The sequence below is a fragment of the Actinosynnema sp. genome (assembly GCF_052038725.1).
The window spans coordinates 1-6,029 of the sequence record NZ_JBQGCX010000192.1 but is presented as its reverse complement, the minus strand read 5'-3'; the positions used below and the strand labels follow the sequence as shown (position 1 = coordinate 6,029).

Annotated in this window: 5 protein-coding genes and 1 pseudogene; 5 read left to right on the top strand and 1 reads right to left on the bottom strand. The window is 74.3% G+C overall.

What is annotated here, in order from left to right; translation table 11 throughout:
• Window positions 1–333 precede the first annotated feature (333 nt).
• From ACTUAL_RS03550 to ACTUAL_RS03535, 4 genes and pseudogenes are all read left to right on the top strand, one after another.
• Window positions 334–1,263, top strand: a complete 930-nt coding sequence (locus ACTUAL_RS03550; protein WP_440899252.1) for an LLM class flavin-dependent oxidoreductase — start codon at window positions 334–336, stop codon at window positions 1,261–1,263.
• Window positions 1,260–1,817 (top strand): TetR/AcrR family transcriptional regulator, encoded by a 558-nt coding sequence (locus ACTUAL_RS03545; protein WP_096493273.1) that lies wholly within the window; start codon window positions 1,260–1,262, stop codon window positions 1,815–1,817. Before ACTUAL_RS03550 ends, ACTUAL_RS03545 begins: the two co-directional genes overlap by 4 nt.
• Window positions 1,818–1,872: 55 nt before the next feature.
• A pseudogene (locus ACTUAL_RS03540) lies at window positions 1,873–2,172 on the top strand (MFS transporter); the annotation flags it as partial.
• On the top strand, window positions 2,106–3,059 hold the full coding sequence (locus tag ACTUAL_RS03535; protein WP_440899251.1) for an MFS transporter: 954 nt from the start codon (window positions 2,106–2,108) through the stop codon (window positions 3,057–3,059). The pseudogene ACTUAL_RS03540 and the gene ACTUAL_RS03535, both read left to right, overlap by 67 nt.
• A gap of 36 nt (window positions 3,060–3,095) precedes the next feature.
• Here ACTUAL_RS03535 and ACTUAL_RS03530 read toward each other — a convergent pair whose 3' ends face one another.
• Entirely contained in the window at window positions 3,096–4,079 is a 984-nt protein-coding gene (locus ACTUAL_RS03530; RefSeq protein ID WP_440899250.1) for an amidohydrolase family protein, read from the bottom strand.
• A gap of 426 nt (window positions 4,080–4,505) precedes the next feature.
• On the opposite strand from ACTUAL_RS03530, the gene ACTUAL_RS03525 reads away from it, so the two are divergent.
• Window positions 4,506–6,029 (top strand): cellulase family glycosylhydrolase (locus ACTUAL_RS03525; RefSeq protein WP_440899249.1); only part of this gene is annotated, 1,524 nt, incomplete at its 3' end.

The following is a 6,029-nucleotide window of genomic DNA, read 5'->3' as shown; positions in this document are numbered from 1 at the left end:
GTGATCGACGCGGACACCATCGTGGTGATGGAGGACGGCCGGGTGCGGGCGTCCGGCACGCACGCCGGGCTGCTCGCGACCGACGAGCTGTACCGCGAGCTGGTGGCGGCGCTGCGGATCTCCGACGGGGCCGCGCCGTCCGAGCCGGTCGCGCCCGCGGCGGTCGTGGCCTGATCCACGCGGTCCGGGGACCACGCCGGTCCCCGGACCGCTGCCGAGCAGTGCTCGGTTTCCGCTTCCCCCCCCCCCGCCCGGACTGCTAACCTCCCCTCCCGGCGGTCATATACGAACGTTCTTATTGGAGGGCCCATGGCTGCGCGTTCCGTTGGTGTCATGCTTCTTCGCGACCTCCCCCACGGGCAGGTCCTGGACTACGCGCGTCGCGCCGAGGCGGTCGGCTTCGACGAGCTGTGGGTGGTGGAGGACCTCGGCTTCCGGGGCGGCGTCGCGCAGACCGCGGCCGTCCTCGCCGCCACCAGGACGATCACCGTGGGCATCGGCATCCTGCCCGCCGCGATCCGCAACCCGGTGTTCGCCGCCATGGAGATCGCCACCCTCGGTCAGCTCTTCCCCGGCCGCGTGACCATCGGCGTGGGGCACGGGATGCCCGACTGGATGCGCTCCGCAGGCGCCCTCCCGGACAGCCCGCTCACCCTCCTCGGCGAGCACCTCACCGCGATCCGCGCGCTCCTGCGCGGCGAGACGGTCACCACCCGCGGCCGCTACGTCACCCTCACCGAGGCCCGCCTGGAGCCGTCCTCGCTGCCCGAAATCGTCCCGCCGGTGCTCGCCGGCGTGCGCGGCCCCAAGTCCCTGGCCCTGTCCGGCCGGGTCGCGGACGGCACCGTGCTCGCCGAGCCCTGCACCCCCGAGTACGTCCGCGCCTCCGTCGAGAAGACCGCCGCGTCCCCGCACAGCGTGGTCACCTACAACGCCGCCAGCGTCCACCCCGACACCGCGACCGCCGTCGCCGAGGTCCGCCCCGGCCTGGCCTGGATCGGCGAGCCCGACTGGGCCCCGCACCTGGCCCCGCTCCCGTTCGCCGCCGAGTTCGCCCAGCTCCGCGCCTCCTGCGCCACCCGCGAGGAGTTCGCCCAGCGCATCCCCCTGGAGTGGGTCACCCAACTGGCGCTGGCGGGCACCCCCGACGAGGTGCGCGCCCGCAACGCCGAGCTGTTCGACGCGGGCGCCACCACCTCCGTCCTCATCCCCGCCGCGGCCGACCCGCTCGCCGCGCTCCCGGCACTGGCGTCCGCCCGGTGACCCGCACCCGGCGCACCGACCCCGACCGCAGGGAGCGCATCGTCGAGGCGGCGCTGGAGGTGATCGCCGAGCACGGCGCCCCCGGCGCCACCTACCGCTCGGTCGCGGAGGCGGCCGACGTGCCGCTCGGCTCGATGACCTACCACTTCCCGACCCGCGACGACCTGCTCCACGCGGCGTTCTCCCGGCTGGCCGACACGATGCACGCCAGGTTCGACCGGATCCTGGCCGACATCGGCCCCGACGAGGACCCGCGCGAGGGGGTCGTCCGGATCATCACCACCCAGGGCGAGGGCTACGGCAGGGACATGGTGCTGTCCGCCGAGCTCTACGCCCTGGCCGTGCGCGAGCCGCGCTACCGCGAGCTGATCCAGGACTGGATGCTGCGCTCGCGCGCCTCCCTGGCCCGCCACTTCCCGCCCGAGCTGGCCCCCATGATCGACGCCCTCCAGGAGGGCCTGATCCTGCACAGCCACATCTCCACCGAGCCGTTCGACGCGGACCGCGTCCGCCAGGCCGTGCACCGCCTCATCGGCCCGCCGCCCCAGGACTGACCCGCGCCGCGGGCCTGCCCGCGAGCGCCCCTTCACGCCCCACCGGAGCCCCACCGTGCCCACCCCCACCCCCACCCGCCGCAGGGCCGCGCTGTCCCTGGCGTTCGCCGCCACCGGCGTCTCGATGGCCACCTGGATCTCGCGAACCCCGGACATCCGGGACGCCACCGCCTCCAGCACCTCCCAGATGGGGCTGGTCATCGCCGCCCTCTCGGCCGGTTCCATGATCGGACTGGCCCTCGGCGGCGGCCTGGTGACCAGCAGGGGAGGCCGCTTCGTCGTCCGCTGGTGCATGTTCGCGATGGCCACCGGCCTGGCCGTGGTCGCCCTGGGCGCGGCAGCGGGCCTCGGTCCCCTGGTCGCCGCGGGGCTCGCCGTCTTCGGCTTCGGCATGGGCGCGGCGGAGATCGCCCAGAACGTCGAGGGCGTGGCCGTGGAGACCGACCTGGCCCGCACCGTCGTCCCCGGCCTGCACGGCTGCTTCAGCCTGGGCATCTGCGGCGGCGGCCTCCTCGGCCTGGCCGCCACCGCCCTCGGCGTCCCCGTCCTGGCGCACCTGGGCGCGGTCACCGCGCTGGTGGCCGCCGCGACGATCTGGGTGGCCCTCAACCTGCCCGCCGCCACCGGCCGCGAGGAGGCCCCCGCCCCGGTTCGCCGGGGACGGGCGGCCTGCGGGCCGCGCTCCGCGTCTGGCGGGAGCCGCGCACCCTCGCCATCGGCGCGATCGCCCTGGGCATGGCGCTGGCCGAGGGCACCGCGAACGACTGGCTGCCGCTGATCGCCGTGGACGGCTACGACCTGTCCAGCGCCAGCGGCGCGTTCCTGTACTCGTTCTTCGGCGCGTCCATGGCCGTGGGCCGCTTCGCGGGCGGAACCCTGCTGGACCGCTTCGGCCGCACCAGGGTGATGGTCGCCAGCGCCGGTCTGGCCGTGGTCGGCATCGGCCTGGTGTCCCTGGCCCCGAACGTCCCGCTGGGCGCGCTCGGCGTGTTCCTGTGGGGCCTCGGCGCGTCCCTGGGCTTCCCGGTGGCGCTGTCGGCGGCGGGCGACGACCCGGTCGACTCGGCCCGCAGGGTCAGCGCGGTCGCGACGGCGGGCTACACCGCGTTCCTGGTCGGCCCGCCCCTGCTGGGCTTCGTCGGCGAGCACGTCGGCCTGCGCTCGGCGATCCTGGTCGCGCTGGTCCTGGTGGCCCTGTCGTCGCTGTTCGCGAGGTCCGTGGACAAGCCGCAACCGGCCTGACCGCCGTCACCGCACCAGCCGCCCCCGCACCAGCCGTCACCGCACCAGCCGCCCCCGCAGCACGATCCGCCGGGGCTCGCGCAGCGCGCTCGGGTCCTCGGTCGGGTCCCGGTCGAAGGCCACCAGGTCGGCGGGCGCGCCGTCCACGAGCCCCGGCGCCCCCAACCACTCGCGGGCCGCCCACGACGCCGCGCCCACCGCCGCGTCACCGGGCAGCCCGGCCCGCCACAACCACTCGACCTCACCGGCGACCGCCCCGTGCAGCTCGCTGTCCGTGCCCGCGAGCACCCGAACCCCGGCCCGGTGCGCCAGCGGCACGATCGCGCGCAGGCTCTCCCACCCGGCGACCAGCCAGTCCCGGAGCTCCCCGCGCGGCCCGCCCTCCAGCTCCGCGATGGTCCTGGCGAACCCGCTGAACGTGGGCACCAGCGCCGTTCCCCGCTCGGCCATGACGGGCAGCAGGTCGGGGTCGAGGAACATGCCGTGCTCCAGGCTGTCCGCACCGGCCAGCACGGCGTTGCGGCTGCCCTCGGCGCTCTGGCAGTGCACCGCGACCCGCCCGCCGACCGCGTGCACCGCCTCCACGACCCCGGTGAGCACGTCGAGCGGCACGGCGGGCACGCCCGGCAACCAGTCGCCGATCACCTTGCACCACCCCGAGGACCCCAGCGCCTCCTCCACGGCGGCCCGAGCCAACCCGCTCTCGTCCACCCGCCTGCCCGCACCGGCGAAGAACCGGCCAGGCGTGGCCAACCAGCGCCCGCTACCGAGGAACCGGGGCAGTTCCGGCTCGTCACCGGGCTCCTCGGGCAGGCCGGGAGCGCGCACCAGCAGCACCCCGGCGTCCCGGTGCGCCGCCATCTGCTCGCGGAACAGCCCGACGTCGAACCCCTCGGCGCGCCCCACCACACCGGGGTGGGCGTGCAGGTCGACCAGACCGGGCGCCAACCACACCCCGTCGGCGACCACCTCGCACCCCGGCACCTCCCCGAACCGCACCCGCCCCCCGTCGACGCGCACCCCCCGCTCCACGCGCTCCGGCCGCCCGCTCCCCCGCAACCCCCGCACCCGCCGCACCGCCCCTGGCAAGCCGCCCCCCACCCAGGCGCGGAACCGGCTGGGACGCAGCACTCCACGCCTGGGCAGGCCCCCGGCGATCCGGCTCCCCGAACCCCGGCTCCACCACCTGCCCACCCCCTGCCCGACCGCTCTGCCCGCCCCCTGCCCAGCCGCGCCGACCCGCTTCGACACCGGTTCGACCACCCCGTCGCGACACCGCCGTCGAACCCTTCGACACCCCACCGTCGATGCCCCCTGATTCCACCCGAAACCCTTGCCCCGCCTGCGACTCCCGGCGACGATCGGCCTGTTGCGACACCCGCCCGCAACACCCACCGCAACACCCACCGCGACACCCGCTGGGACGACGACGACTCGGGGAGAGCCATGACCGCTTCACGCAGCAGAACACCACGAGCCGCGAGGTGGTGGGTCGGGCTCGGGGTGCTCACCGCCGTCGCCACCCTCGTCGGCGCGAGCTTCTCCGCCCCGCGCCCCGCCTCCGCCGAGGCCACCGCCACCGCCGACGCCGCGGGCTGCAAGGTCGACTACACCGTCACCAGCCAGTGGCAGAACGGCTTCTCCGGCGACGTGCGCATCACCAACCTCGGTGACGCCGTCAACGGCTGGACCCTGACCTGGGCCTTCCCGAACGGCCAGGCCGTCTCCCAGGCGTGGAACGCGAACGTCACCTCCTCCGGCGCGACCGCCACCGCCACCAACGTCTCCTACAACGCCGCGATCCCCACGAACGGCTCCGTCCAGTTCGGGTTCACCGGCTCCTGGAGCGGCACGAACGGCGTCCCGACCTCCTTCACCCTCAACGGGACCGCGTGCACCGGCGGCGTCGCGCCGACCACCACGACCACGCCCGTCACCACGACCACCCCGAACCAGCCGCCCGGCGACGCCATGGCCACCGTCGCGGCCATGCAGCCCGGCTGGAACCTCGGCAACTCGCTCGACGCCACCGGCGCCGACGAGACCTCGTGGGGCAACCCGCGCATCACCGAGGCGCTGCTGGACAACGTGCGCTCGCAGGGCTTCAACAGCATCCGCATCCCCGTCACCTGGGGCCAGCACCAGGGCTCCGGCCCGAGCTACACCATCGAGCCCGCGTACCTGAGCCGCGTCAAGGAGGTCGTCGGCTGGGCCCTCGCCGACGGCTTCTACGTGCTGCTCAACGTCCACCACGACTCGTGGCAGTGGATCAACACCATGCCGAGCGACCGCACCAACGTGCTCGCCCGCTACAACGCCACGTGGACGCAGCTCGCCTCGGCGTTCAAGGACTCCTCGTCGAAGCTGCTGCTGGAGAGCGTCAACGAGCCGCAGTTCACCGGCAGCTCCGGCGACGCCCAGAACGCGCAGCTGCTGGGCGAGCTCAACACCTCGTTCCACCGCATCGTCCGCGCCTCCGGCGGCGGCAACGCCACCCGCCTCCTGGTCCTGCCCACCCTGCACACCTCGGCCGACCAGGCGCGCATCGACGAGCTGAACACCACGCTCACCGCGCTCAACGACCGCAACATCGCCGCGACCGTCCACTACTACGGCTACTGGCCGTTCAGCGTGAACGTCGCGGGCGGCACCAGGTTCGACGCCACCGCCCAGAAGGACCTCACCGACTACCTGGACCGCGCCTACAACTCGTTCGTCGCGCGCGGCATCCCGGTGATCCTCGGCGAGTACGGCCTGCTCGGCTTCGACCGGCACACCGGCACGATCGAGCAGGGCGAGAAGCTGAAGTTCTTCGAGCTGTTCGGCCACTACGCCAAGCAGAAGAAGATCACCACGATGCTGTGGGACAACGGCCAGCACTTCGACCGTACGGCGTTGACCTGGCGCGACCCCGAGCTCTACGCGCACGTGAGGTCGGCTTGGACGAGTCGCTCAGGTACGGCCACCACC

What these genes read in the sequence shown, in the direction of transcription:
- ACTUAL_RS03550 (WP_440899252.1), top strand. Translation starts at nt 334, where the DNA reads ATGCTTCTTCGCGACCTCCCCCACGGGCAGGTCCTGGACTACGCGCGT.